Genomic DNA, 21,941 nt, shown 5'->3' on the forward strand with positions numbered 1-21,941 from the left:
CCGTTGCAGCCCGCGTCCGGCGCGCCGGCCGGCCCCTCTCAGAACGTGTAGTCCGCCTTCACGTAGGCCGAGCGCCCATTCATGCCGAACGGGCAGGTTTCCCAGCAGTGCGTGAAGCCCAACTGCGGGAAAGGCGCCGCGCGCTCGGGATCCCAGCGCGTCGGATAGGTGTCGAACAGGTTGTTCACGCCCGCCGACAGCGCCAGGTTCTTGTTGAAGGCATAGCGCCCGGTCAGGTCGACGATCCACTTCGCTTCCCAGGTCTGCACGAACGGCGCCGTGAACCCCTGGCCCTGCACCGCGCCGAAGTAGTTGGCGCGCGCCGTCAGGTTCCACGGTCCGGTGGTGTAGTCGGCCGACACCACGTGGTGCTTGCGTGGCTGGCCGCGTTCGATCAGCGTCACCTGCGCGTCGTCGAACAATTGGGCACCGGTGAGCACCGGCGACTGCGAATGGCGGTCGTCGACCTCGGTCTTGTTGAAGCCCAGCTGGCCCGACAGCACCAGGGTCGAGCCCTGGCCACGGATGGTCTGCTGCGCCACCAGGTCGAGGCCGGTGGTGGTGGTGTCGATCGCATTGGTGAAGAACTGGGCCTGGCCCACGCGCAGCGGATCGAGGATGTTGCGGATCGGGCAGGCGGCCGGCGTCGGGCAGGGGCCGGACTCCGGTGCGATATTGCTGGAGAAGACGATGCGGTCGTCGATCTTCGTGCGGTAGACGTCGGCGGTGAGCGAGAAGCCCTGGGTCGGGCGCAGGATCATGCCGATGCTGGCGCTCTTCGAGGTTTCTTCCCGCAGCGGGGCGATGCCGAAGGCGCGCGTGACGGCGCTGTCTTCGCGCGCGGTCAGGGTCTCGGTCAGCACGCCGGCGGCGTTCAGGTTGGTCGACACCGAGCTGTAGAACTTCTGCTGCACGCCCGGCGCGCGGAAACCGGTCGAGGCGCTGCCGCGGATCCCGACGGTGCGGCTCGGGTCCCAGCGCAGGCTCAGCTTGCCGATCGTGGTGTTGCCGAAGTCCGAATAGCGTTCGTGGCGCGCCGCGGCGCCGAGCGTGACGTTGGCGCCGAACTGGCGCTCCAGGTCCAGGTAGTAGGCGGTATTGTGGCGGCCCTCGTCGACCGCGGTGCCCGGGGTGTAACCGGGGAAGCCCTGGATGCCCGAGGCGGCGATGCCGCCGTTCTGGTCGCGGATGACGATGGCGGGATTGTTGCTGCGGCCGTACTGGTACGAGACCGGATCGCCGGCCTCGATCTCGTAGTTGTCGCGCCGCCATTCGAAGCCGGCGGCCACGAACAGCTCGCCGCCCAGCACGTTCACCGGGCCCTTGAAATCGAGGTTGAAGGTGGTCTGCTCGAACTTGAGCGTGCCGGTGTCGGCCGACGTCGGCGACTCGCCGTTCTCGTACCAGTAGCTGACGTTGACCGAGTTCCGTTCGTGGAACTTGAGCTGGCTGCGGCCATGGTTGACGCTGGCGTCGGCGTTCCAGCCGTTCGGCAGGTCGTGGCGGTAGCCGACGGCGAGCGAGGCGTCCTGCACGGTGGTCACGATATTCGGCAGGAAGCCATTCGGATAGAGCGCGGGCACGTTGCGCGAATCCTCGGCCGGGCGGAAGAAGCCGCCCGAATCGCCCTTGCGTTTCGAGGCGCCGCCGAAAGCGTACAGTTCGCCGCCGGCGGTCGGGATGGCCGAATTCATCCACAGGTAATAGTCCTTGGCGTTGCTGTCGCCCAGGCGCTGGGTCACGCGCGGCGGGCTGACGCGCAGGGTGTCGGGACCCGCGCGGTTGGTCTCGTCGCGCTTCCTGGCCTCGACCGACAGGTTCAGGTAGCCGCCGTCGGCCCCCAGCGCGAAGCCGCGGTTGGCGCTGGCCGAATAGGTGTCGCCGTCGCCTTCGTCGGTGGTGCCGGCGCTGGCGCTGAGCGTGCCGTTGCCGGCGCCCTTCTTGAGGATGATGTTGATGACGCCCGCGATCGCGTCCGAGCCATACTGCGCCGCGGCGCCGTCGCGCAGCACCTCGATCGACTGGATCGCCGACAGCGGGATCGCATTGATGTCGGTGCCGGCCGAGCCGCGGCCGATGGTCTGCTGCACGTTGACCAGGGCTTGCTGGTGGCGGCGCTTGCCGTTGATGAGCACCAGGAGCTGGTCCGGGCCCAGGCCGCGCAGGGTGGCGGGGCGGATGATGTCGGTGCCGTCGCTCACGAAGGTGCTGGTGAAATTGAACGAGGGGTCGAGGTCTTGCAGCACCTTGCCCAGTTCGAGCGTGCCGGCGGACTGGATGTCCTTGCTGTTGATGAGGCCCACCGGAACCGCGGTGTCGAGCGCGGTCTTGGCCTGGGTGCGCGAGCCGAGCACCACGACTTGCGACATGCTGCTGTCCGTCTCCTGCGCGCCAACGGGCGCCAACGCCGCCATCAGTGCCGACGCCAACAGGGCGCGTTGCGGCAGTGTTTTCTTGTTCAACTTCCTGGTCATCCTCTCCCCCTGCATTGAGTGTTGTCATGTCATCCGCTTGACCGGATGTCATTTCATGTTAGCAACGGGTTCGCGATCTGCACTACGAAGTTATTGAAATAAGTAAATACGAAGGTGAACAGGTGGCACGGCTGTTGCATAAAAGAGACGTATTCTTTGAGTTCAAGGGATGTTCATGAGTTTCGGGTAATGCATTGAGAATAAACAAATTTTTGGTGAGAAATGTTGTGAGCAAGAGTTTGCTGGATTGTTACGTTCTTTAACAAGATTTCCAACGGTGTGCTGCCGAGTGGCTTTAGCATGTGATTTCAAGCCGGCGCTTTCGCCGCACTTCGTAGGCAGCCACATCATGATTCAACGACGAATCGACGAGCGGTCCGCGCTCGCTACCGAATATGCGTTGTTCCTGGCAGAGACGCGAGGCGTGTCGGCCGGGCTGATGTACCTCGAGAGCTGCAATGTCTCACGAGAGATCCTGCTGCGCGCCATGCAGGGTCCCGCCGCCCGCCGCAGCTGCGAGCGGCGTCAACGGCAACGGAACGACTAACATGAATATTACCCAGCTCTGCAAGCGCTACGGGCTGCAGCACCACGGCAGACTCGAAAGCGCCTGGGACGCCCACGGGCCGACCGGCATCGTGCTGATGCAGCTCTGGCACGCGCCCAACCAGAAAATCAGTGACCATCCGCTGCCCGGCGCGCAGCTGCGGGTGCGCTGCATGGAAGCCGGCCAGGCCGAACGGTCCGACGAAGCAGCGCGCGCCGCCCGCGTGCGCAGCATCGCGGCGCTGGAGGAGGGCGCGCGCGGCTTTGCCGCCATGTCGATCCCGCCGAGCCAGTCGCGCGGCGCCGGCGCCTGGGCCAAGTACGTCAATCTGGAACGGGTGTTCCCGGTGCTGGCGCTGGAACGCGAACCCTGCGGCGCGGTGTTCGCGGTGCTCGGCGCGCCCGTGCCGGCGTCCGAACTGGGCGTGGGCGGCCAGCTCCCGGAACGCCGTGCGCCCGCGCCGTGCCAGATCACGCGTGATCGCGCATCCACTCTTTCAGACCGTTGACCCAATTCCTGGCCGGCAGGTTCAGGCGCCGCTTGACCTCGCCGGCGCGCTCGTACAGCAGCGCGAAGTCGATCTCGGGCGCCTCCCGGAAGGCCAGCACCACCACGTTCGCGTCATGCACCTCGGGCAGCCAGGCGACAGCGTCGAACACCTGCTCCATGTGCAGGAAGTTCTTGTCATAGTTGCTGAAGTCGCCGAACACATTGGCGGTCATGATGCCGCCCGGCGCCAGGCAATCGCGGCAGCCCTGGTAGAACTCGACCGAATCGAGCACCGGGCCGCGCGCGTCCTGGTCGTACAGGTCGACCTGCAGCACGTCGAACTGGCCATGGTTGCCGCGGTCGAGCACGAAGTCGAGCGCATTCATTTCGCGCACGTCCAGGCGGGCATCGTTGTCGGGCAGGCCGAACAGCGCGCGGCAGATCGCGATCACGTTGGGATTGAGTTCGACCGCCGTGACCTTCGCCTCGGGAAAGCGCTGGTAGCAGAACTTGGTGAGCGCGGCGCTGCCCAGCCCGAGCTGGGCGATGCGGCGCGGCGCGCGCTGGAACAGCGTCCACATCATCATCATCTGCACGTATTCGAGCTCGATCGTGTCCGGCTTGGCGAGGCGCATCGCGCCCTGCACCCAGGAAGTGCCGAGGTGCAGGAAACGCACGCCTTCGAATTCGTCGATGGTGGCGGGCGGATGGCCGGGCTGGGCGAAGCGGGGATCGGTGGTGGACGGCGGCATGGTCGAGCGGCTGGAAAATCAACGCCGATCTTACCAGAGACGGTTCATGAGGTGGATGGCAGCGCCGGCAGGAACAGCGTCACCGCCAGCCCGCCGCCGTCGCGGTTGGCGAGCAGGATGCGCCCGCCATGTGCCTCGGCGATCTCGCGCGCCAGCGCCAGCCCCAGGCCGGTGCCGCTGCGCTTGGTCGAATAGAAGGGCACCAGCGCCTGGGTCAGCACCGCCTCGCTCATGCCGCTGCCGCGATCGAGCACGTCGATGCGCAGCTGGTCCTGCACGCGCCGCACCTGCAGCTGGACCTGCTCCGGCCTGGATCCTGACTCGTGCGCGTTCTTGAGCAGGTTCAGGAGCGCCTGCTCCAGCTGGGCGGGGTCGACCCGGGCAGGGTCCGGCGGCAGCTCGCCCTCGACGGCAAAATCGACCTGGCCGGTCAGGCGCGCGACCAGTTCCGGCCACGGGCAGGCTTCCAGGCGCGGCGCCGGCAGCTTGGCGAAGCGCGCATAGCCGAGGATGAAGCTCTCCAGGTGACGGGTGCGTTCGCCGATGGTCGAGAGGATCTGCGGCAGGCGCTCCACCTGCCCGCGCCGCACCAGCTCGGCGCCGGAATGCGCGAGCGAGGCAAGGGGCGCCAGCGAGTTGTTGAGTTCATGGCTGATCACGCGGATCACCTTCTTCCAGGTCTGCACTTCCTGGCGCCGCAGTTCGGCCGTCAGCTGGCGCAGCAGCAGCAGCTCGTGGCGCCGCCCATTCAGGTTGAAGGTGCTGCGCGCCAGGTGATAGACCTCTTCGCTTTCCCCTTCGCCGGCGCTGAACAGGCCGTCGCCGCCGCGCGCCAGCGCTTCGCGCAGGGCCGGCGCGGCGTTGTCGAGCACGGCGCGCAGCGCATGACCCTCGAGCTTGCGCCCATGCGCCAGCAGCTGGCGCGCGGCGACGTTGGCGTAGACGATGACCCCTGAATGCGCGCCGGCGTGGGACGCAGAATCGGCCACCAGCAGCATCGCCACCGGCGTGTTCTGCACCATCGAGTCGAGCAGCAGTTCGCGCTGGGCCAGGCCCAGGCGCTGCTCGCGCAGCACGGCGCCCAGCCGGTTGTGGGCCGCGATCAGGTCGCTCAGCTCATCGTTGTGCGGCCAATGCAGGCTGAAGGAAAAGTCGCCGTCGCGGTAGCTGTCGACCGTCCCCTCCAGCGCGCGAAACAGCGACAGGATGGGCTGGATTTGCGCGCGCAGGGTGATGATCGCGACCGGCAGCAGTCCGAGCAGGCACAGGCCCGCGACCAGCAGCGGGCGGCCGGGGAACAGGGCGTCCAGGCCCAGCGCGGCCAGCATGCCCAGGACGAGCAGGGTGCCGACCAGCGCCGACAGGCGCGTGACCAGCGAGAACCTGGCCCGGCCCGGCGCCTGGCTCATGCGCATTCGCTCATGAATGCACTCATGGACGTGGAATCGCCAGCCGCTCCATGCGGCGGTACAGCGCCTGGCGCGACAGTCCGAGTTCGTTCGCCGCCTGCGCCACCACGCCGCCGGCGCGCGCCAGCGCCCCCACGATGGCGTCGCGGTCGGGTTCCGTGTCCTGGGCCGGCAGGCTGGCGGCCGGCAGCCCGAGATCGGTCGCCCTGATGGTGTCGCCGCTCGACAGCAGGTTGGCGCGCGCCATCACGTTCTTCAGTTCGCGCACATTGCCGGGCCAGGGGTGGGCCAGCAAGGCCGCTTCGGCCGCCGGATGCAGGGTCTTGCCGCGTTCCAGGTACGACTGGGCCAGCGGCAGGATGTCGCCCGGACGGCTCGCGAGCGGCGGCAGGCGCAGCTCGATCACGTTCAGGCGGTAGAACAGGTCTTCGCGGAAGGTCCCGGCGCGGATCATGGCCGCCAGGTCGGCATTGGTGGCGCTGATCACGCGCACCTTCACCTGCCGCTCGCGGTTCGAGCCGAGCCGCTCGAAACGGCCGGTTTCCAGCACCCGCAGCAGCTTCATCTGCCCGGCCAGCGGCAGGTTGCCGATTTCGTCGAGGAACAGGGTGCCGCCGTCGGCGGCCTCGAACTTGCCTTCGCGCGCCTTCGAGGCGCCGGTATAGGCGCCGGCGTCGGCGCCGAACAGCTCGGCCTCGATCAGTTCGGACGGCAGGGCGCCGCAGTTGAGGACCACGAAGGGGCCGTCGGCCACCGTCGAATTGGCCTGGATGATCTCGGCGATGCGTTCCTTGCCGGTGCCGTTGGGCCCCGTGATCAAGACCGGCACGAAGGCAGCAGCCACCTGGCAGGTCAGGTGCAGCACGCGTTCGGTGGCCGGATCCTGCCACACCAGGCCGCGCAGATCGAAGTTCAGTTCGAGCTCGCGCCTGGCCTTGCGTTCGCGCTGCAGGCGGCTGGCAAGCAGCCGGTTGGCCTGGCCCAGCTCGATCAGGTTGCTGACCGTGGCCAGCAGGCGCTCGTCGTTCCAGGGCTTGGACAGATAGTCGGCGGCGCCAAGCTTGACCAGGTCGACCGCCGCGTCCAGGTGGGTCCAGGCGGTGAGCAGGATCACCGGCAGGTCGGGATGACGCAGGCGGATCTCGCGAAACAGGGCCACGCCTTCCTCGCCCGACGTGGTGTCGGCCGTGAAGTTCATGTCCTGGATTACCAGATCGACCGGCTCGCGGCCGAGGAGGTCCAGGCCTTCCTCGGGCGAGGCCGCGCGCAGCGCCGCGATGTCGTGCAGCGAGAACAGCACCTCGAGCGCCATGGCGACGGCGGCGTTGTCGTCGATGATGAGAACGGTGGGCATGGCCGCAAGCATAGCATCCTCGCGGTCAAGTACTGCGGGTGGCCAGCGCCGGCGAGATGCTGGCCGCGCGCCATGCCGGGCCATAGGCGGCCAGGATGCCGATCGCCCAGAACAGCAGGGCGCCGGCGGCCAGGTAGGGCAGCGGCAGCCGTGTCATTTCCAGCTCGCTCACCAACAGCTGGTTCAGGCCCACGCCCAGCAGCACGCCGCCGAACACGCCGCCGCTGGTGATCAGGACGTTCTCCACGATGAAGTAGCGCAGGATGTCGATTTTGCGCGCGCCGAGGGCGCGCCGCACGCCGATCTGCTTGCGGCGCTGGGTCACCCACAGGCTGGCCATGCCGACGATGCCGCTGCAGGTGATCAGGAGCAGCAGCGCGCTGACCGTCACCAGCATCCATGACAGCGCCATGTCGGCGCGGTAGCGGTCCTTGCGGTCGGCTTCGACCGTCTTGATGCGCAGGATCATCGGCGTGGCCGACGATTTGCGCAGCGCCAGTTCGGCTTCCCGCATCACGCGGTCGCGCTGGCCCGGCTCGGCGCGCATGGCGTACATCGTGCCCGGGCGGCCATACATGAATTCGGGGATCAGGATCGAATACTCCCCATCCATGCCCACTTCGGCATGCACGGTCTGCAGGCGCTCGACCACGCCGACCACCTGTGCCCCGCGCGCCCCGTTGCCGGTGCCGAAGTACATCATCTTGCCGACCGCCGGCGCGCCTGGCCACAGCTTCTCGGCCAGCGCCTTCGTCATGAGGATGGTTTCCGGCAGCCTGTTCTCGAGGGTCTGGTTGACCTCGGGGATTTCGTGCGGCAGGAAGTCGCGGCCCTCGACCAGTTTCAGGCCGAGGGTCTTGACCATCGATCCATCCGCCAGATAGGTCGAGGCATAGGCGCTCTCGCGCTCCTGGCGCGGATCGGCGGAGACACTGGTGGTGCCGCCACTTTGCGACATCGGCATCTGCGACGCCTGGCCGGCCGATACCATGCCGGGCACCGAACGCAGCACCTCGAGCTCGCGCTTGATGGTGGCCAGCATCTGCTCCGGCGTGTCCTGGTTCAGGTTGCGCACCGCGAAATAGAAGGTCGCGGCTTCGTCGGCCAGGCCGGAAGGGCGGGCCGCCACTTCGCGCCGTTCGTTGACGATGTGCAGGGCGTTGGCCAGGATCGCCAGGCTCAGGGCGACCTGCATCGCCACCAGGATCGGGCCGGTCTTGTTGCGCAACAGCGCGGACAGGATGGGTCGGATTTCCATGTTCATTCTCCGAAGGTCATTGCGATTTGAGCTGGATGGCCGGTGTCACCTGGCAGGCGCGCCAGGTCGGCAGCAGGCCGGCGATCAGCGAGGCGCAGACCGACAGCACGAAGGTCAGCGCCAGCATCTGCCAGTCCATGCGCGCCACCGCTGCCATACTCTTGCTTTCCATGCCGATCAGGGCCAGCGCGCCGAAGGCCAGCGCCAGTCCCAGCACGCCGCCGGCCAGGCCGACCACCCCGGTCTCGAGCAGGAACTGGCGGAAGATGTCGCGCCGCGAGGCGCCCAGCGCGCGGCGGATGCCGACCTCGGAGGCGCGCACCGAGAACTTCGCCAGCAGCAGGCCGACGGTATTCACCAGGCACAGGAGCAGGAAGCCGAACGCCAACCAGGCCGACAGCCGGGTATCGTTGCCCACCACCTTCTGCTTTTCCATCCATTCCATCACGTCGTACAGCTCGACCGGCGCCTGGCGCTTCAGGCGGCCCAGCTTGCGCTGTTCGCTCGCATAATTTTCGAGGAAGGCATGCAGGTCGGCGCGGTCCATGGCTGAGCGCGTCTCGAGCCAGAGCTGAATCCAGGTGCATTCCGAGGCCAGCAACGAGGCATAGCCGGAATCGCGCGACTCGCTGCAGTTGACGCTGCCATAGGGCTGCATCTCGCGCCGCACCGCGGTGGGGAAGGGAATCATGAAGTCCTCGCCGGTGGCGGGGCCGCTGCCGATCAGCTTGTAATAGCGCGGCATCGGATTCCACTCGTCGAGCACGCCGACCACGGTGAAAGGTTCGCCGCCCATGCGCAGGCGCTGGCCAACCGGGTTGGCGTCGCCGAACAGCTTTTCGGCCACCGCGCGATTGAGTACCACCACGTTGGCGCCGCGCGCCTCGTCCTCGGCGCTCCATGCCTGGCCATGCAGGAAGGGCACCTCGAACATGGCGAAGAACTCGCGCGTCGGCGCCAGGCCGTAGCCGGTAAAGGCCGGGATGTCGGCGCGCGGCGGCTCGATCGGCATGCCGGTGCCGAACAGCGCCGTGCCACGGTCGCCCGGCTTGGCGCGCAGGAGGTTCGTCGCATCCTTGTAGGTCATCTGCATGTCGATGTGCTCGGAACCTGGGATATAGCCTTCGGGTTGGGCGTTGTCGATGAACGGCACGAACAGGCGGTCGCTCTTCGATGGGATCGGGTCGCCCGACATCGCGTGCAGGATGGTAAGCGTCGAGACGCTGGCGGCCACGCCGACCGCCAGGGTCAGCACCATCAGCGCGGTCAGGTAGCGGTTGCGGCGCAGGCTGCGCACGCCGAGCTTGAAGTAATAGCCGAACATGGCCGCTCCTTATGCCGGCACCGAGGCGTGGGCCGGGGCGTGGCCATCCACCAGCGACGGCCCGCGCCGCACCAGGTCGGACACCTGGCCGTCGATGATGTGCACGTTGCGGTGGGTGCGCACCGCGAGCTCCGGATCGTGGGTCACCATCAGGATCGTGGTGCCGGCGGCGTTGATCTCTTCCAGCAGTTCCATCACGCCGCGCGCCATCTGGGTATCGAGGTTGCCGGTCGGTTCGTCGGCCAGCAGCAGCTTGGGCGAGCCGGCCAGCGCGCGCGCGATCGCCACGCGCTGCTGCTGGCCGCCCGACAGCTCGGCCGGGTAATGCCGCATGCGCGAGGCCAGGCCGACCTTGGCCAGCGCGTCCTCGATGCGCTCCTTGCGCTCGCGCGCATTGAAGCCGCGGTAGCGCAGCGGCACGTCGACATTGTCGAACAGGTTCAGGTCGGGGATCAGGTTGAATCCCTGGAAGATGAAGCCCAGCTTCTCGTTGCGCAGGCGCGAGCGGGCCGCGTCGTCCAGGCCTTGCACGTTGACGCCGTCCAGGACGTATTCGCCCGAGGTGAATTCCTCGAGCAGGCCGGCGATGTTCAAAAAGCTGGTCTTGCCGGAGCCGGACGGCCCGGTGACGGTGACGAACTCGCCCTGGCCGACGTGGATATCGAAGCCGCGCAGCGCGTGGGTCTCGATCATGTGGGTGCGGTACACCTTGGAGAGGTTGGTCATGCGCAGCATGGTTGGCTCCTTGTTCTGGAAAATGTCAGTTGATCGAAACACGTGCGGCGTTCTCGAAGGCGTCGGTGCCGGCCACCACGATCCGGTCGCCGGCCTTCAGGCCGGACAGGATCTCGACCGCCGAGATGCTGGTGGCGCCGACCTGGATCGGAGTGCGCACGGCGACCCCGTCGCGCATCACGTAGGCATGGCGGCCGCCTTCGTTTTCCACGAACGGGCCGCGCTGCACCATCAGGACGTCCGGTTTTTCCTCGATCAGCAGGCGCGCGCTGACGCGCTGGCTCTGGCGCAGGCCCTTGGGCTGCTCGCCGTCGAAGCGTACCCGCGCCAGCACCTGGTTCTTGACCACCTCGGGCGACAGCGCCGACAGCTTGCCGGTGGCGCGGCCCGACGGCAGCGTGATCTCGGCGCTCATGCCCAGGCCCAGGTCGCCGGCATAGGTCTCGGGCACCTCGACCTCGACTTCGAGCTTGGACAGGTCGACCAGGGTCATCAGCGGGGCATTGGCGATGACCACCATGCGGTTCTGGACGTTCAGGGTGCCGATGAAGCCGTCGACCGGCGCGCGCACGGTCAGCTCGTCGACGCGGCGCTGGGCATTGGCCATCGACAGGCGCGCGCGCTCCATCTCGTTGGTCTTGGTGCGGATCGCCAGCTGGACGTCGTCGCCTTCGAGCGCGGCCGCCTGCGCCGCGTGCCTGGCGCGGATGCCGGCCGAATCGAGCGCATCCTGGGCCTTCTGGTAGTCGATCTTGGCGATGATGCCGACCACGCCCACGCTGTCGTAGCGCTCCACCGTGCGCTGGGCCGACAGGCGCTCGATTTCGGCGGTGTCGGCTTCGCGCCTGGCCAGCAGCTTCTGCTTGCTGGCCAGGATCTGCTGGCGCGCCACCTCGGCCTTGAGCTGTTCGTAGGTCGAGACTTCGCGCTTGAGGGCGTCGGTCAGGTCGGGCGACTCCAGTACCGCCAGCACGTCGCCCTTCTTCACCGTGTCGCCGGCGGCGACCTTCAGGTTGACCGTGGCGGGGGCGGTGGAATACAGGGTCGGGCTGACGGCGGCCACCACGCGGCCGTTGACGGCGGCGTCGCGCACCAGCGTGCCGCGCTGGACTTCGGCGATGCGCACGCGGCTGGCGGAGACGGAATGTTCGCTGCCGCTCCAGGCGGCGAACACGGCGACGCTGGCGGCCAGCAGGGCGGCGGCGGCGCCGATCAGCAGCGCGCGGCGCTTGAAGGTGTGGGACGCCGACGGGGCAACGACGGCGTCTTGTTGCGATGTATCGCGAATCATGTTGTGTCCAGTAACGACGGGCTGCCTGTCGTTACAGCACAATCCATGCCAACTTGTAAGTCATTGATTCATAAAGAGGCCGCGCCGGACACCGCTGTCCGCGGTGTCCGTCCGGTCCGGCGCGGTCGTTCGCGGACAGAGCGGTCCGCGTCCGGCCGCTTATTTTTGCGGCTGCTGTTTCTGGCCGTACCTGCCGACGACCTCGCCCTTGGCCAGCACATGGCCCTTCATCGCCGCCAGCACCTGGTCGCGGTCGGCGCCGAAGGGGACGTCGAGCATCCTGTCGAGCGCATAGACCTGGAAGTGGTAGCGGTGCGCCGCCTCGCCGGCCGGTGGCTTGGGCCCGTAGTAGCCGGGCGCGCCGCGCGTGGTGCGGCCCTGCAGCACGCCGTCCGGGTCGGACAGGCGGGCCTGCTCCTGCACCCCTTCCGGCACGCTGGTGATGGTGGCCGGGATGTTCCACATCACCCAGTGCACGAAGGGCGTGACCGGCCTGGTGTCCGGGTCTTCCATGATGACCGCGTACGACTTCGCGCCTGCCACGGCTTTCCAGGACAGCGCCGGCGAGACGCCGTCCGCGTACTCGGTGTAACGCTCGTCCATCATCCCGTTGTTGCCGAAGCTCGGCGACGAGACGCTCAGCTGGCCCCGGGCCTCGGTCTCGGGCCGCTGGTTCGCCAGCGGGACCTTGTTGCCCTTGTTGACCTGCTGCTCCATGGGGCCGGCCGGCGCCTTCGGCGGGGCGGCGGCCGCCTTTGCGCCGGTGTAGGCGATGCGGTAGATCACGCCATTGGCGTCGTCCGCCATCAGGAGCGAGCCATCTTTTGCCAGCGCCAGGCCGACCGGACGCGCGATATGGGTCTTGCCGCCGTCCGTCAGAAAGCCGGTGACGAAAGGCTCGACCGATTTGGGCTGGCCGTCCTGGTAGCGCACGCGCACGATCTCGTAGCCCGACGCCGGCACCCGGTTCCACGAACCGCGCATGGTGACGAAGGCGTCGCCCTGGTATTCGCCCGGGAAGGCGCTGCCGGCGCCCCAGACCCACTGCATCGGCGCCGCATGGGCGGTGTAGCCCAGCACCATCGGCGTGCTGCGTTCCTTCCACTGCTGCTTGGTGATCTCGCCCTGCGGCGTGCTTTGCGGGTAGATGTCGCCGGCCCCGTACACGTGCGGCCAGCCGTACTGCTTGCCCAGCTCGATCTTGTTGATCTCTTCGGGCTGCACGTCGTCGCCCAGGAAATCGATGCCGTGGTCGAAGCCCCACAGTTCGCCCGTGGTCGGATGCCAGCCGAAGCCGATCAGGTTGCGAAGGCCGCTGGCGAAGATGGTGCGGCTCTTGCCGTCGGGTGACACGCGCAGCAACGTCGCGTTTTCCACATTGCTCTCGTTGCAGGTATTGCAGGTGCTGCCGACGCTCAGGTACAGCATGCCGTCCGGGCCGAAGGCCATGGTGCGATTCGGGTGCTGGCCCGAATCGGGCAGGTCGCCGATCAGCATCTTCAGTTCGCCCAGGCGGCCGTCGGGCTGGATGTCGGCCACGAACAACTCCTTGACGGTGACCAGGTACAGCTTGTTGTCGCGGATCGCCAGGCCGTGGGCGCCGGCGCGGTTGGCCACCGTGACCGGCGCGCCGTCGGCGCGGCCGTCGCCGTTGGCGTCGCGCAGCAGCAGCACGTCGCCCTGGTCGCGCCGGCTCACGTAGACGTCGCCGTTCGGCGCCACCGCGACGATGCGCGCATTCTTGAGGCCCGTGGCGAAGGCGCTCACCGTGAAGCCCTGTGGCGCCTTGAGCGCCTTGATGCGCTCCGGCGTGGCCTCCACCTTGTTGGGCTTCCAGACGTTGATCTTGGTGGAGAACATGGTGCCGTCGCCCTGCTGGGCGGTGGCGGAACCGAACACCATGCACAGCGCGGCTGCGAGCGAAGCGCGTTTCATCGAGGGCCTGCCTTTCTTGGTCATTATGAGTGGGAGCCTTGCCGATTGATCGTGCCAGCGATTCGGAACACGGTATGTTGGGAAACGTACATTGTCGGATTCAATGTCGCATTACCCGTAGCGGGTAATTTCGTCTAGAAAATGTTTTCGATCTTGCAAGTTAGCAATCCCGCCCGTATGTTGGATTGGCACCCGGCGCCGCCGGTTCTCTCCCAAGGACAGACCTTGTCGATGTTCGACCGCCTGCTCGACCTCTGGCGCAGCGTCGCGCCAGTGACTGAACCGCCACCGCGCCACTTCTTTACGCCAGACGACGTCGGACGCCTGCACCGCCTCGATGGCGCCGCAGGCATCGACGACCAGACCTGGGACGACCTGCTGGTCGCTTCTTTCGAAGACAGGCTGGCGCCCGACGCCAGCATTTTCGGGCGCCAGGTATTACACCGGCGCCTGCGCGCCGGCATCGACGATGCCGCGTGCACGGTGCAGCGCACCCGCCTGCAGGCGCTGATGGATGATCCGGCCCGGCTGGACGCGATCGACGCCAGCCTGCGCATCCTGCGCCATGCCGACGCCGAGGTGGCCGGCCTGCTGTTCCGGGATGCGGCGCCGACCATCCCGTTCTGGTCGCGCTGGCTATGGCTGCTGTCGCTCGCGCTGCTGTTCTCGCTCGCGGCCCTGGTCACCCTGCCGTTCGGCTGGGCGCTGACGCTGGCGGCTCTCGCCCCCTTGATGGCGCTGCAGATCCGCTATCACCAGTCGGTAGAGGAGTGGGCCGCCGCCATCCGCGCGCTGCATGCGCTGCTGCGCGCGACCAGCCTGCTGGGCAAGCAGGGCGGGCCGCTGCTCGAGACCTTCACGGAGGTGCGCACCAGGGCCGAACGCCTGCACCTGCGCCTGGCGCGTTCGCCGAGCCTGAGAATGATCCCGGCTGCGAAGCAGTATGCCGACTGGTTCGCGGCCGCCAATGTGGCGCACTACTTCAAGACGCTGCGCATCGTGCATGCCGAGCGCGCCTTCCTGCGCGAATCCTACCTCGCTTGTGCCAACCTGGAGGCCGACGTCACGCTGGCGCGCCACCTGGCATCGAGCGGGCGCTGGTGCTGGGCCGAGCGCGGCGATCCGCGCACGCTGGTACTGGAGGGCGGCATCCACCCCTTGATGGAAAAGCCGGTTGCGCTATCGGTGGTCCTGAACGGCAAGGGCGCCTTCATCTCGGGCCAGAACGCGTCGGGCAAGAGCACCTTCCTGCGCATGGTGGGCCTGAACGCGATCGCGGCGCGCGCCTTCGGTTTTTGCTACGCGACGCGGGCCTGCCTGCCGGCGCTGCCGGTGCGCGCCAGCATGCAGAATGAGGATTCGCTGCTGGGCGGCGAGAGCCTGTACATGGCGGAGCTGCGGCGGGCGAAGGAATTGCTGGATGTCGCCGGCCAGCCGCCCGGCATCTGCCTGATCGATGAGGTGTTCCGCGGCACCAATCACCTGGAGTCGGTATCGGCGGCGTGCGCCGTGCTGGAACAGCTGGCCGGACGCGACCTGGTGCTGGTGTCCTCGCACAACCTGGTGCTGGCGCCGCTGCTGCGCGAGAAGTTCGAGCCGTTCTTCATCGATACGGCCAGCGGCCGCCCGGTACTGGCGCCGGGCGTGCTGCGCAACCCGAACGGCATCGCGCTGCTGGCGAGCCAGGGTTTCGGGCCACGCGTCGAGAAGCGGGCGGCCGAGGTGGCGCGCTGGTTGAGCAGCCACCTGGTGGAGCCCGAGCCGCCGCACGCTTCCAGCTTCAAGGCCCGGGCGACGCCGCTGAACGCCACCGCCGTGTAGTTCCGGGCGCCGTCCGGCATGCGCCTGAAGCCCGGAAATGGCAGGCCCGGGGAGAATCCGCGCATATTCCTTTCTACGAGAAGTGGTATCTTCACGGTCAAGGCCATTTTCGAAGAAGAGGAATGAGCGCCAGCCTGGTTCTGCATATCGTCTGTCCAACCCAGAAGCGCGGCTTTGCCGCGTGCATGTCCTTTTGCTTCGTCTGTCTGCTGGCCTATGGCCTGGCGAGCGGCGCGCGGCACGACCTGTCGCTCGGCGTCGCCATCTTCGCCGCCTGCGCGCTGGCCATCGTCAGCGTGGCCGCCTGGGCGCTGTACCGCAACTTCGTGTTCCGGGATGAGCTATATATCGCCCCTGCGGGCGAGCTGCCGCCGATCGCGCTGGCCTTCCGGCCCGACGAGATCCGCGCGGTGCGGCTGCTGCCGCCGCCGGAGGCTTGGACGCCGGAAGCCAAGTGGGACGCCCTCGGCTTCGGCCATGGCCGGATCGAGATCGAGACCGCGACCCATCGCTACCACTTCGGGGCGGGGCTCGATCAAGAAGCGGCCGCGGCGGCGCTCGAACGGATCCAGGGTTTCTGCCTGGCGCAGCGCGGCATGCCGGTGGCGGCGTGAATGATACTGAGTGAGGAATGCTATGTCGGAGCTTGAAAAGAAGTGGTGGTTTTCCGGTATCGTGGGCGGGTTGACCACCTTTGCGACGCTGTTCCTGATGTCGACAGCCGGCCTTGCGCCATTTGAGTACACCGCTGCCCAGTGGGCCGTCTGGTTCCTGTGCTTCGTCGGTCTGCAGCGTTGTATTTCCTTCCTGGGCTGGTTGACGGTCCTGATGGCCTCCCCCAAGACGATCACCGCGGGGCGGAAATGAGATTCGCACCCAGCTTCGCTGCGGCCCTGCTGCTGTTCTTCGCCGCCGCTCTCGCCTCGGCCCAGTCGACCGAAGAACACATTGCGCTGGACACGCCGACCGGCCGCATCGCCGGAACGCTGCAATTGCCGGCCGCCCTCGAGGGCAAGCCGCGGGTGGCCTTGATCATCGCCGGTTCCGGCCCGACCGACCGCGATGGCAACAATCCCCTGATCCCGGGTCGCAACGACAGTCTCAGGATGCTGGCGGTGGCGTTGGCCGCGGAGGGTATCGCGTCGCTGCGCTACGACAAGCGCGGCGTGGCCGCCAGCCTGCCGGCCGCTCCGGCGGAATCCGAGCTGCGCTTCGAGACCTATGTGGACGACGCCGCCGCCTGGATCGCCAGGCTGAAGGCCGACCCGCGCTTCGGCGCGGTGGCCGTGATCGGCCACAGCGAAGGCTCCCTGATCGGCATGCTGGCGGCGCAGCAGGCCGGCGCCGCGGCCTTCGTCTCGATCGCCGGCATCGCCGATGGGCCGTCCACCGTCCTGCGCAAGCAGCTGGCCGGCAAGCTGCCGCCCGGGTTGAACACGGAGAGCGAGCGCATCCTGACGGCGCTCGAGGGCGGAACCACGGTCGACCAGGTGCCGCCGGCGCTCATGACCCTGTACCGGCCGAGCGTCCAGCCCTACATGATCTCGTGGTTCAGGTATGTGCCGGCGCAGCGCATCGCCGCCTTGACCATGCCGGTGCTGATCGTCCAGGGCAATACCGACATCCAGGTGGAGGTCGCCCAGGCCAATGCCCTGTACCGCGCCAAGCCGGATGCGACCCTGGTCATCGTCCCCGGCATGAACCATATCTTCAAGCACGTGCGGGCCGACCCGGCGCTGCAGGCGGCGGCCTACGGCGACCCGTCGCTGCCGGTGTCGCCGCTGCTGGTGAAGGCGGTCGGCGACTTCCTGAAAAAGGTCAACTGAGGTCCAACTGAGGGCCGGCCTCAGGCGGCGCGCAGGGTATGCGCCGCCGCCACCATATTGCGCAGCGCCGGCAGCACTTCTTCCCAGTTGCGGGTCTTGAGGCCGCAGTCGGGATTGATCCACAGGCGTTCGGCCGGGATGCGGATGGCGGCCTTGCGCATCAGGTCCACGATGTGGTCCTGGCTCGGGATGTTCGGCGAATGGATGTCGTACACGCCCGGTCCGATCTCGTTCGGATAGTCAAAATCGTCGAAGGCGTCCAGCAGTTCCATATCCGAGCGCGACGTCTCGATCGTGATCACGTCGGCATCCATGGCGGCGATCGCGCCGATGATGTCGTTGAACTCGGAGTAGCACATATGGGTGTGGATCTGGGTCTCGTCCGCCACGCCGTTGGCAGTGATGCGGAACGATTCGACCGCCCAGTCGAGGTAGGCCGTCCATTCGGCGCGCCGCAGCGGCAAGCCTTCGCGCAGGGCCGCCTCGTCGATCTGGATCACACGCACGCCGGCGCGCTCCAGGTCCAGCACTTCCTCGCGGATGGCCAGCGCCAGCTGGCGGCAGCTCACCGACCTGGGCTGGTCGTCGCGCACGAACGACCAGTTCAGGATCGTCACCGGGCCGGTCAGCATGCCCTTCATCGGTTTGTCGGTCAGCGATTGCGCATAGGTGGTCCATTTGACCGTCATCGCCTGCGGCCGGCGCACGTCGCCGAACAGGATCGGCGGCTTCACGCAGCGCGAGCCATAGGATTGCACCCAGCCGTTCTGGCTGAAGGCGTAGCCGTCGAGCTGCTCGCCGAAGTATTCGACCATGTCGTTGCGTTCGGCCTCGCCATGCACGAACACGTCCAGCCCCAGCGCTTCCTGCTCGCGCACGCAGCGCGCGATCTCGGCGCGCATCGCTTCTTCATACGCCGCCGCCTCCAGTTCGCCCTTTTTATGGGCATTGCGCGTCTGGCGGATCGCCGCCGTCTGCGGGAACGAGCCGATGGTGGTGGTCGGGTAGCTCGGCAGCCGGAGCAGGGCGGCCTGTTTGCGGCTCCTTTCGGCGTGGCTGCTGGTGCGCCGGCCCAGCTCGGGCGTGATCGCGGCCAGCGCCTGCGCCACGTCCGGGTTCGACACGCGCGTCGAGGCGCGGCGGCGGTCGATCGCGGCGGCGTTCTCGACCAGTTCGAGCTGCACCTGCGAGCGGCCATGGTCGAGCGCATGGGCCAGGATGCGCAATTCTTCCAGTTTCTGCACGGCGAACGCGAGCCAGGAGCGGATCTCGGGGTCAAGCGCGGTCTCGTTCTGCAGGTCGACCGGCACATGCAGCAGCGAGCACGAAGGCGCGATCCACAGGCGCCCACCCAGCCGGCGCTGGACCGGCTCGAGCCATTCGAGGGTCGCGTGCAGGTCGGTCTTCCAGATGTTGCGACCGTCGATCACGCCGAGCGACAACACCTTGTCCTGGCCCAGGGCCTCGATGGCCGGCGCGATCTCGGCGCGGGCATTGATCGCATCCAGGTGCAGGCCGTCCACCGGCAGCGCGCAGGCCAGCGCCAGGTTGTTATCGAGGCGGCCGAAATAGGTCGCCAGCAGTAATTTGACGCCGCTGTGCTGGAGCAGGTCGTAGGCACTCGCGTAAGCGGCCTGCCAGCGCGCATCGAGTTCGGTGACCAGCGCCGGCTCGTCGATCTGCACCCATTCGATGCCTTGCGTGACGAACCAGGCCAGCAGCTCGGCATACACCGGCAGCAGCCGGGGCAGCAGGTCGAGCCGGTCGCTGCCATCCTTGGTCTTGCCCAGCCACAGATAAGTCAGCGGACCGATGATGACCGGCTTCGCCTTGACGCCCAGCGTGCGCGCCTGGGCCAGCTGTTCGTCCAGGCGCGCGGTATCGAGCCTGAAACTGGTGTCGGCGGCGAATTCGGGGACGATGTAGTGGTAGTTGGTGTCGAACCACTTGGTCATTTCGCCGGCATGCACGCCGCCGCAGGCGTGGTCATGGTCGCCCTGGCTGCGGCCGCGCGCCACCCGGAAATACGAATGAAGCGACGCGTCGAGCGCATCGCCATGGTGCGCATGCGCGCGCGCCGGCACGTTCCCGAGGGTGAAGCTCATGTCCAGCACCTGGTCGTACAGGGAGAAATCGCCGACCGGGGCGAAGTCGAGCCTGCCCTGCTGTTGCCAGTGGCGCTGGCGCAGCGCTGCGGCCTGGGCGCCGAGTTCCTGGGCCGAGGCTTCGCCTTTCCAGAAACGTTCAAGGGTAAATTTCAGTTCGCGGCGCGCGCCGATGCGTGGAAAGCCGAGGGTGTGGGTAGTCGTCATGTGGAAGTCAGCCTGATGAATGGATGAGTTCATCATAGGCCGCTTGACCCATGAATAAAATTGGTATGATTTCATCCATCCATTAATTCTGCTCATGTGACATGATCGAACGCATCCATTTGTCCCTGATCCGTGAGGTCGACCGGCGCGGCTCGCTGACCGCGGCCGCCGACGTGCTGTGCCTGACGCAGTCGGCCCTGAGCCACACGGTAAAGAAGCTCGAGCAGCAGCTGGGCACACCGGTCTGGACGCGCGAGGGCAGGGCGCTGCGCCTGACCCAGGCCGGGCGCTACCTGCTGGCGCTTGCCGAGCGGGTGCTGCCTCAGCTCGAGCATGCCGAGCGCCTGATGCACGAATACGCGCGCGGCGAGCGCGGCACCTTGCGCATCGGCATGGAATGCCATCCCTGCTACCAGTGGCTGTTGAGGGTGGTGGACCCTTACCTGGCGGCGTGGCCCGAGGTCGATGTCGACGTCAAGCAGCGTTTCCAGTTCGGCGGCCTCAAGGCCCTGCACGGCTACGAGATCGACCTGCTGGTCACGCCCGATCCGCTGTTCAAGCCGGGGCTGCGCTTCGTGCCGGTATTCGACTACGAGCAGGTGCTGGTGGTGGCGCGCGGCCATCGGCTGGCCGACATGGCGCATGTGGCGCCGGCCGATCTGTCGAACGAGGTGCTCATCACCTATCCGGTCGACGTCGAGCGGCTCGACATCTATAACCAGTTCTTCCTGCCGGCCGGCTGCGCGCCGCGCCAGCGCAAGACGATCGAGACCACCGACATCATGCTGCAGATGGTGGCCAGCGGTCGCGGCGTGGCGGCGCTGCCGCGCTGGCTGGTGGAGGAATACGCGGGCCGGATGGCGGTGGCGCCGGTGCGGCTCGGCCGGGACGGCGTGTTCAAGCAGATCTTCCTGGGCACGCGCGAAGTCGATGCCGGCACGGCCTACCTGGAAGCGTTCGTGGCCATCGCGCGGCAAACGTAAATGCCCGCAGGCATGGTTTGCACCGTCGTGGGGTGGAGCCCGTCGCGGTGATGCCACATTTCTCCTGGTTTACCGGCCGGGCCGTCCGGGCAGGCTTGACGGAGCGGCAAATTGGTTGACCTGCCGTCACATTCAGCGTATATTCGCGAGTTCTCGTTTTTATTCTGCACATCGTATACGCATTCGCAGCCGCTCCTTTTGTCGAGTGGCTTTCCGCGCCTGCGCTGTCAGTTCTCACGGGACTAGGTTTAGTCCCCGGGCCAGCATGTTCGCCGTCTCGGGTCGTCAATTCAGTAGCAATTTTGTTGGATTAGGAACGATGCCAACCATCAATCAACTGATTCGCAAGCCGCGTGAAGCCGCGGTTGTGAAGAGCAAGTCGCCGGCACTGGAAAACTGCCCGCAAAAACGTGGTGTGTGCACCCGTGTGTACACCACCACCCCGAAGAAGCCTAACTCGGCGCTTCGTAAAGTCGCTAAAGTGCGTCTGACCAACGGTTTCGAAGTCATTTCGTACATCGGCGGTGAAGGCCACAACCTGCAAGAACACAGTGTCGTGCTGCTGCGCGGCGGTCGTGTGAAAGACTTGCCAGGTGTGCGTTACCACATGGTTCGCGGTGCACTGGATACCCAGGGCGTCAAAGACCGTAAGCAAGCGCGCTCGAAGTACGGCGCCAAGCGTGCCAAGGCTGCGAAGAAGTAATCTTCGAGGTGCGTGTCATCGACACGTCACATTAATTAGATAAGTTGAGCCGGCCGCAAGGCCGAGTAAGTGAAGGGTCATGAGGGCCTTTCGCGAGTGCGGAATCCGCACTCAACTGAAGACAGGAAGGAATTGAAATGCCACGTCGTCGTGAAGTACCCAAGCGCGAAATCCTGCCGGATCCAAAATTCGGCAACACCGATGTCGCCAAATTCGTCAACGTTCTGATGCTGTCCGGCAAGAAGTCGGTTGCAGAAAACATCATCTACGGTGCATTCGAACACATTCAATCCAAGTCGGGCAAAGACCCGCTGGAAGTGTTCACGACCGCGATCAACAACGCTAAACCGATGGTGGAAGTCAAATCCCGCCGCGTCGGTGGCGCCAACTACCAGGTGCCAGTGGAAGTTCGTCCGGTTCGTCGTATGGCGCTGTCCATGCGTTGGTTGCGCGAAGCCGCAAACAAGCGCAGCGAAAAATCCATGCCGCAACGTCTGGGTGGTGAACTGCTGGAAGCGGCCGAAGGCCGTGGCGGCGCAATGAAGCGTCGTGACGAAGTGCACCGCATGGCAGAAGCGAACAAGGCGTTCTCGCACTTCCGCTTCTAAAAACATGGGCAGACCGCAGGGGGATTTTTCTCCTGAATATGCCCCTGCAGTATCTGTTGTTCAGGCCGGGCTCATTTTGATCATCAAGATGATGCTCGGTTTTGTCCATTCAAAGATTTA

Annotated in this window: 19 protein-coding genes; 9 read left to right on the forward strand and 10 right to left on the reverse strand. The window is 66.6% G+C overall.

Translation table 11 applies throughout. The features are described from left to right. Nucleotides 1-38 precede the first annotated feature (38 nt). Nucleotides 39-2,474 (reverse strand): TonB-dependent receptor plug domain-containing protein, encoded by a 2,436-nt coding sequence (locus tag ABIB38_RS02695; protein WP_429201539.1) that lies wholly within the window; start codon nucleotides 2,472-2,474, stop codon nucleotides 39-41. Nucleotides 2,475-2,823: 349 nt separating this feature from the next. Here ABIB38_RS02695 and ABIB38_RS02700 point away from each other — a divergent pair, with 349 nt between their 5' ends. Next, nucleotides 2,824-3,021 (forward strand): hypothetical protein, encoded by a 198-nt coding sequence (locus ABIB38_RS02700; protein ID WP_429201541.1) that lies wholly within the window; start codon nucleotides 2,824-2,826, stop codon nucleotides 3,019-3,021. A 1-nt stretch (nucleotide 3,022) separates the two neighbouring features. Continuing rightward, nucleotides 3,023-3,529 (forward strand): hypothetical protein, encoded by a 507-nt coding sequence (locus ABIB38_RS02705; RefSeq protein ID WP_429201542.1) that lies wholly within the window; start codon nucleotides 3,023-3,025, stop codon nucleotides 3,527-3,529. Here ABIB38_RS02705 and ABIB38_RS02710 read toward each other — a convergent pair. The 8 genes from ABIB38_RS02710 to ABIB38_RS02745 form a co-directional block, all read right to left on the reverse strand. Continuing rightward, the gene (locus ABIB38_RS02710) at nucleotides 3,492-4,262 is read right to left on the reverse strand and encodes a spermidine synthase (protein WP_429201543.1); all 771 of its coding nucleotides are present in this window, start codon (nucleotides 4,260-4,262) and stop codon (nucleotides 3,492-3,494) included. The genes ABIB38_RS02705 and ABIB38_RS02710 overlap by 38 nt on opposite strands. 44 nt (nucleotides 4,263-4,306) lie before the next feature. Then, nucleotides 4,307-5,677: a sensor histidine kinase gene (locus ABIB38_RS02715; RefSeq protein WP_429201545.1), complete on the reverse strand. Its 1,371-nt coding sequence runs from the start codon at nucleotides 5,675-5,677 to the stop codon at nucleotides 4,307-4,309. Between the two features lie 16 nt (nucleotides 5,678-5,693). Continuing rightward, a complete protein-coding gene (locus ABIB38_RS02720) occupies nucleotides 5,694-7,025 on the reverse strand; it encodes a sigma-54-dependent transcriptional regulator (protein WP_429201547.1) in 1,332 nt (443 codons plus the stop codon). A gap of 25 nt (nucleotides 7,026-7,050) precedes the next feature. Continuing rightward, nucleotides 7,051-8,283 (reverse strand): ABC transporter permease, encoded by a 1,233-nt coding sequence (locus ABIB38_RS02725; RefSeq protein ID WP_429201549.1) that lies wholly within the window; start codon nucleotides 8,281-8,283, stop codon nucleotides 7,051-7,053. A 16-nt stretch (nucleotides 8,284-8,299) separates the two neighbouring features. Then, the gene (locus tag ABIB38_RS02730; RefSeq protein ID WP_429201551.1) at nucleotides 8,300-9,607 is read right to left on the reverse strand and encodes an ABC transporter permease; all 1,308 of its coding nucleotides are present in this window, start codon (nucleotides 9,605-9,607) and stop codon (nucleotides 8,300-8,302) included. A 9-nt stretch (nucleotides 9,608-9,616) separates the two neighbouring features. Continuing rightward, the gene (locus tag ABIB38_RS02735) at nucleotides 9,617-10,342 is read right to left on the reverse strand and encodes an ABC transporter ATP-binding protein (protein ID WP_429201553.1); all 726 of its coding nucleotides are present in this window, start codon (nucleotides 10,340-10,342) and stop codon (nucleotides 9,617-9,619) included. A gap of 25 nt (nucleotides 10,343-10,367) precedes the next feature. Beyond that, on the reverse strand, nucleotides 10,368-11,633 hold the full coding sequence (locus ABIB38_RS02740) for an efflux RND transporter periplasmic adaptor subunit (RefSeq protein WP_429201555.1): 1,266 nt from the start codon (nucleotides 11,631-11,633) through the stop codon (nucleotides 10,368-10,370). Between the two features lie 159 nt (nucleotides 11,634-11,792). Continuing rightward, nucleotides 11,793-13,568 (reverse strand): YbhB/YbcL family Raf kinase inhibitor-like protein, encoded by a 1,776-nt coding sequence (locus ABIB38_RS02745; protein ID WP_429201557.1) that lies wholly within the window; start codon nucleotides 13,566-13,568, stop codon nucleotides 11,793-11,795. Nucleotides 13,569-13,799: 231 nt separating this feature from the next. Between ABIB38_RS02745 and ABIB38_RS02750 the strand changes: the two genes are divergently transcribed. The 4 genes from ABIB38_RS02750 (at nucleotide 13,800) to ABIB38_RS02765 (ending at nucleotide 17,215) form a co-directional block, all read left to right on the forward strand. Beyond that, the gene (locus ABIB38_RS02750) at nucleotides 13,800-15,389 is read left to right on the forward strand and encodes a MutS-related protein (protein WP_429201795.1); all 1,590 of its coding nucleotides are present in this window, start codon (nucleotides 13,800-13,802) and stop codon (nucleotides 15,387-15,389) included. Between the two features lie 122 nt (nucleotides 15,390-15,511). Beyond that, the gene (locus ABIB38_RS02755) at nucleotides 15,512-16,003 is read left to right on the forward strand and encodes a hypothetical protein (RefSeq protein WP_429201559.1); all 492 of its coding nucleotides are present in this window, start codon (nucleotides 15,512-15,514) and stop codon (nucleotides 16,001-16,003) included. A gap of 22 nt (nucleotides 16,004-16,025) precedes the next feature. After that, the gene (locus tag ABIB38_RS02760; protein ID WP_429201561.1) at nucleotides 16,026-16,256 is read left to right on the forward strand and encodes a hypothetical protein; all 231 of its coding nucleotides are present in this window, start codon (nucleotides 16,026-16,028) and stop codon (nucleotides 16,254-16,256) included. Then, nucleotides 16,253-17,215: an alpha/beta hydrolase gene (locus ABIB38_RS02765; protein WP_429201562.1), complete on the forward strand. Its 963-nt coding sequence runs from the start codon at nucleotides 16,253-16,255 to the stop codon at nucleotides 17,213-17,215. The genes ABIB38_RS02760 and ABIB38_RS02765 overlap by 4 nt, the downstream gene beginning before the upstream one ends. Before the next feature lie 20 nt (nucleotides 17,216-17,235). Here the strand turns inward: ABIB38_RS02765 and metE are convergent, their stop codons facing one another. Beyond that, complete coding sequence (gene metE, locus ABIB38_RS02770) at nucleotides 17,236-19,527, reverse strand: 5-methyltetrahydropteroyltriglutamate--homocysteine S-methyltransferase (RefSeq protein ID WP_429201564.1); 2,292 nt, start codon at nucleotides 19,525-19,527, stop codon at nucleotides 17,236-17,238. Between the two features lie 101 nt (nucleotides 19,528-19,628). Here metE and ABIB38_RS02775 point away from each other — a divergent pair, with 101 nt between their 5' ends. From ABIB38_RS02775 to rpsG, 3 genes are all read left to right on the forward strand, one after another. Further along, entirely contained in the window at nucleotides 19,629-20,510 is an 882-nt protein-coding gene (locus ABIB38_RS02775) for a LysR family transcriptional regulator (protein WP_429201566.1), read from the forward strand. Between the two features lie 319 nt (nucleotides 20,511-20,829). Next, complete coding sequence (gene rpsL, locus ABIB38_RS02780) at nucleotides 20,830-21,213, forward strand: 30S ribosomal protein S12 (protein ID WP_005663517.1); 384 nt, start codon at nucleotides 20,830-20,832, stop codon at nucleotides 21,211-21,213. A gap of 137 nt (nucleotides 21,214-21,350) precedes the next feature. Then, nucleotides 21,351-21,821 (forward strand): 30S ribosomal protein S7, encoded by a 471-nt coding sequence (gene rpsG / locus ABIB38_RS02785; RefSeq protein WP_429201568.1) that lies wholly within the window; start codon nucleotides 21,351-21,353, stop codon nucleotides 21,819-21,821. Nucleotides 21,822-21,941 lie beyond the last annotated feature (120 nt).

Source organism: Massilia sp. UYP11 (genome assembly GCF_050434805.1).
In the GTDB taxonomy this organism is placed as follows: domain Bacteria; phylum Pseudomonadota; class Gammaproteobacteria; order Burkholderiales; family Burkholderiaceae_D; genus Telluria.

Coding starts and splice junctions, on each gene's coding strand:
- ABIB38_RS02700 (WP_429201541.1), top strand. CDS start 2,824: ATGATTCAACGACGAATCGACGAGCGGTCCGCGCTCGCTACCGAATAT.
- ABIB38_RS02695 (WP_429201539.1), bottom strand. CDS start 2,474: ATGACCAGGAAGTTGAACAAGAAAACACTGCCGCAACGCGCCCTGTTG.
- ABIB38_RS02705 (WP_429201542.1), top strand. CDS start 3,023: ATGAATATTACCCAGCTCTGCAAGCGCTACGGGCTGCAGCACCACGGC.
- ABIB38_RS02710 (WP_429201543.1), bottom strand. CDS start 4,262: ATGCCGCCGTCCACCACCGATCCCCGCTTCGCCCAGCCCGGCCATCCG.
- rpsL (WP_005663517.1), top strand. CDS start 20,830: ATGCCAACCATCAATCAACTGATTCGCAAGCCGCGTGAAGCCGCGGTT.
- ABIB38_RS02735 (WP_429201553.1), bottom strand. CDS start 10,342: ATGCTGCGCATGACCAACCTCTCCAAGGTGTACCGCACCCACATGATC.
- metE (WP_429201564.1), bottom strand. CDS start 19,527: ATGACGACTACCCACACCCTCGGCTTTCCACGCATCGGCGCGCGCCGC.
- ABIB38_RS02730 (WP_429201551.1), bottom strand. CDS start 9,607: ATGTTCGGCTATTACTTCAAGCTCGGCGTGCGCAGCCTGCGCCGCAAC.
- ABIB38_RS02745 (WP_429201557.1), bottom strand. CDS start 13,568: ATGAAACGCGCTTCGCTCGCAGCCGCGCTGTGCATGGTGTTCGGTTCC.
- ABIB38_RS02740 (WP_429201555.1), bottom strand. CDS start 11,633: ATGATTCGCGATACATCGCAACAAGACGCCGTCGTTGCCCCGTCGGCG.
- ABIB38_RS02775 (WP_429201566.1), top strand. CDS start 19,629: ATGATCGAACGCATCCATTTGTCCCTGATCCGTGAGGTCGACCGGCGC.
- ABIB38_RS02725 (WP_429201549.1), bottom strand. CDS start 8,283: ATGGAAATCCGACCCATCCTGTCCGCGCTGTTGCGCAACAAGACCGGC.
- ABIB38_RS02750 (WP_429201795.1), top strand. CDS start 13,800: ATGTTCGACCGCCTGCTCGACCTCTGGCGCAGCGTCGCGCCAGTGACT.
- rpsG (WP_429201568.1), top strand. CDS start 21,351: ATGCCACGTCGTCGTGAAGTACCCAAGCGCGAAATCCTGCCGGATCCA.
- ABIB38_RS02715 (WP_429201545.1), bottom strand. CDS start 5,677: ATGCGCATGAGCCAGGCGCCGGGCCGGGCCAGGTTCTCGCTGGTCACG.
- ABIB38_RS02755 (WP_429201559.1), top strand. CDS start 15,512: ATGAGCGCCAGCCTGGTTCTGCATATCGTCTGTCCAACCCAGAAGCGC.
- ABIB38_RS02765 (WP_429201562.1), top strand. CDS start 16,253: ATGAGATTCGCACCCAGCTTCGCTGCGGCCCTGCTGCTGTTCTTCGCC.
- ABIB38_RS02720 (WP_429201547.1), bottom strand. CDS start 7,025: ATGCCCACCGTTCTCATCATCGACGACAACGCCGCCGTCGCCATGGCG.
- ABIB38_RS02760 (WP_429201561.1), top strand. CDS start 16,026: ATGTCGGAGCTTGAAAAGAAGTGGTGGTTTTCCGGTATCGTGGGCGGG.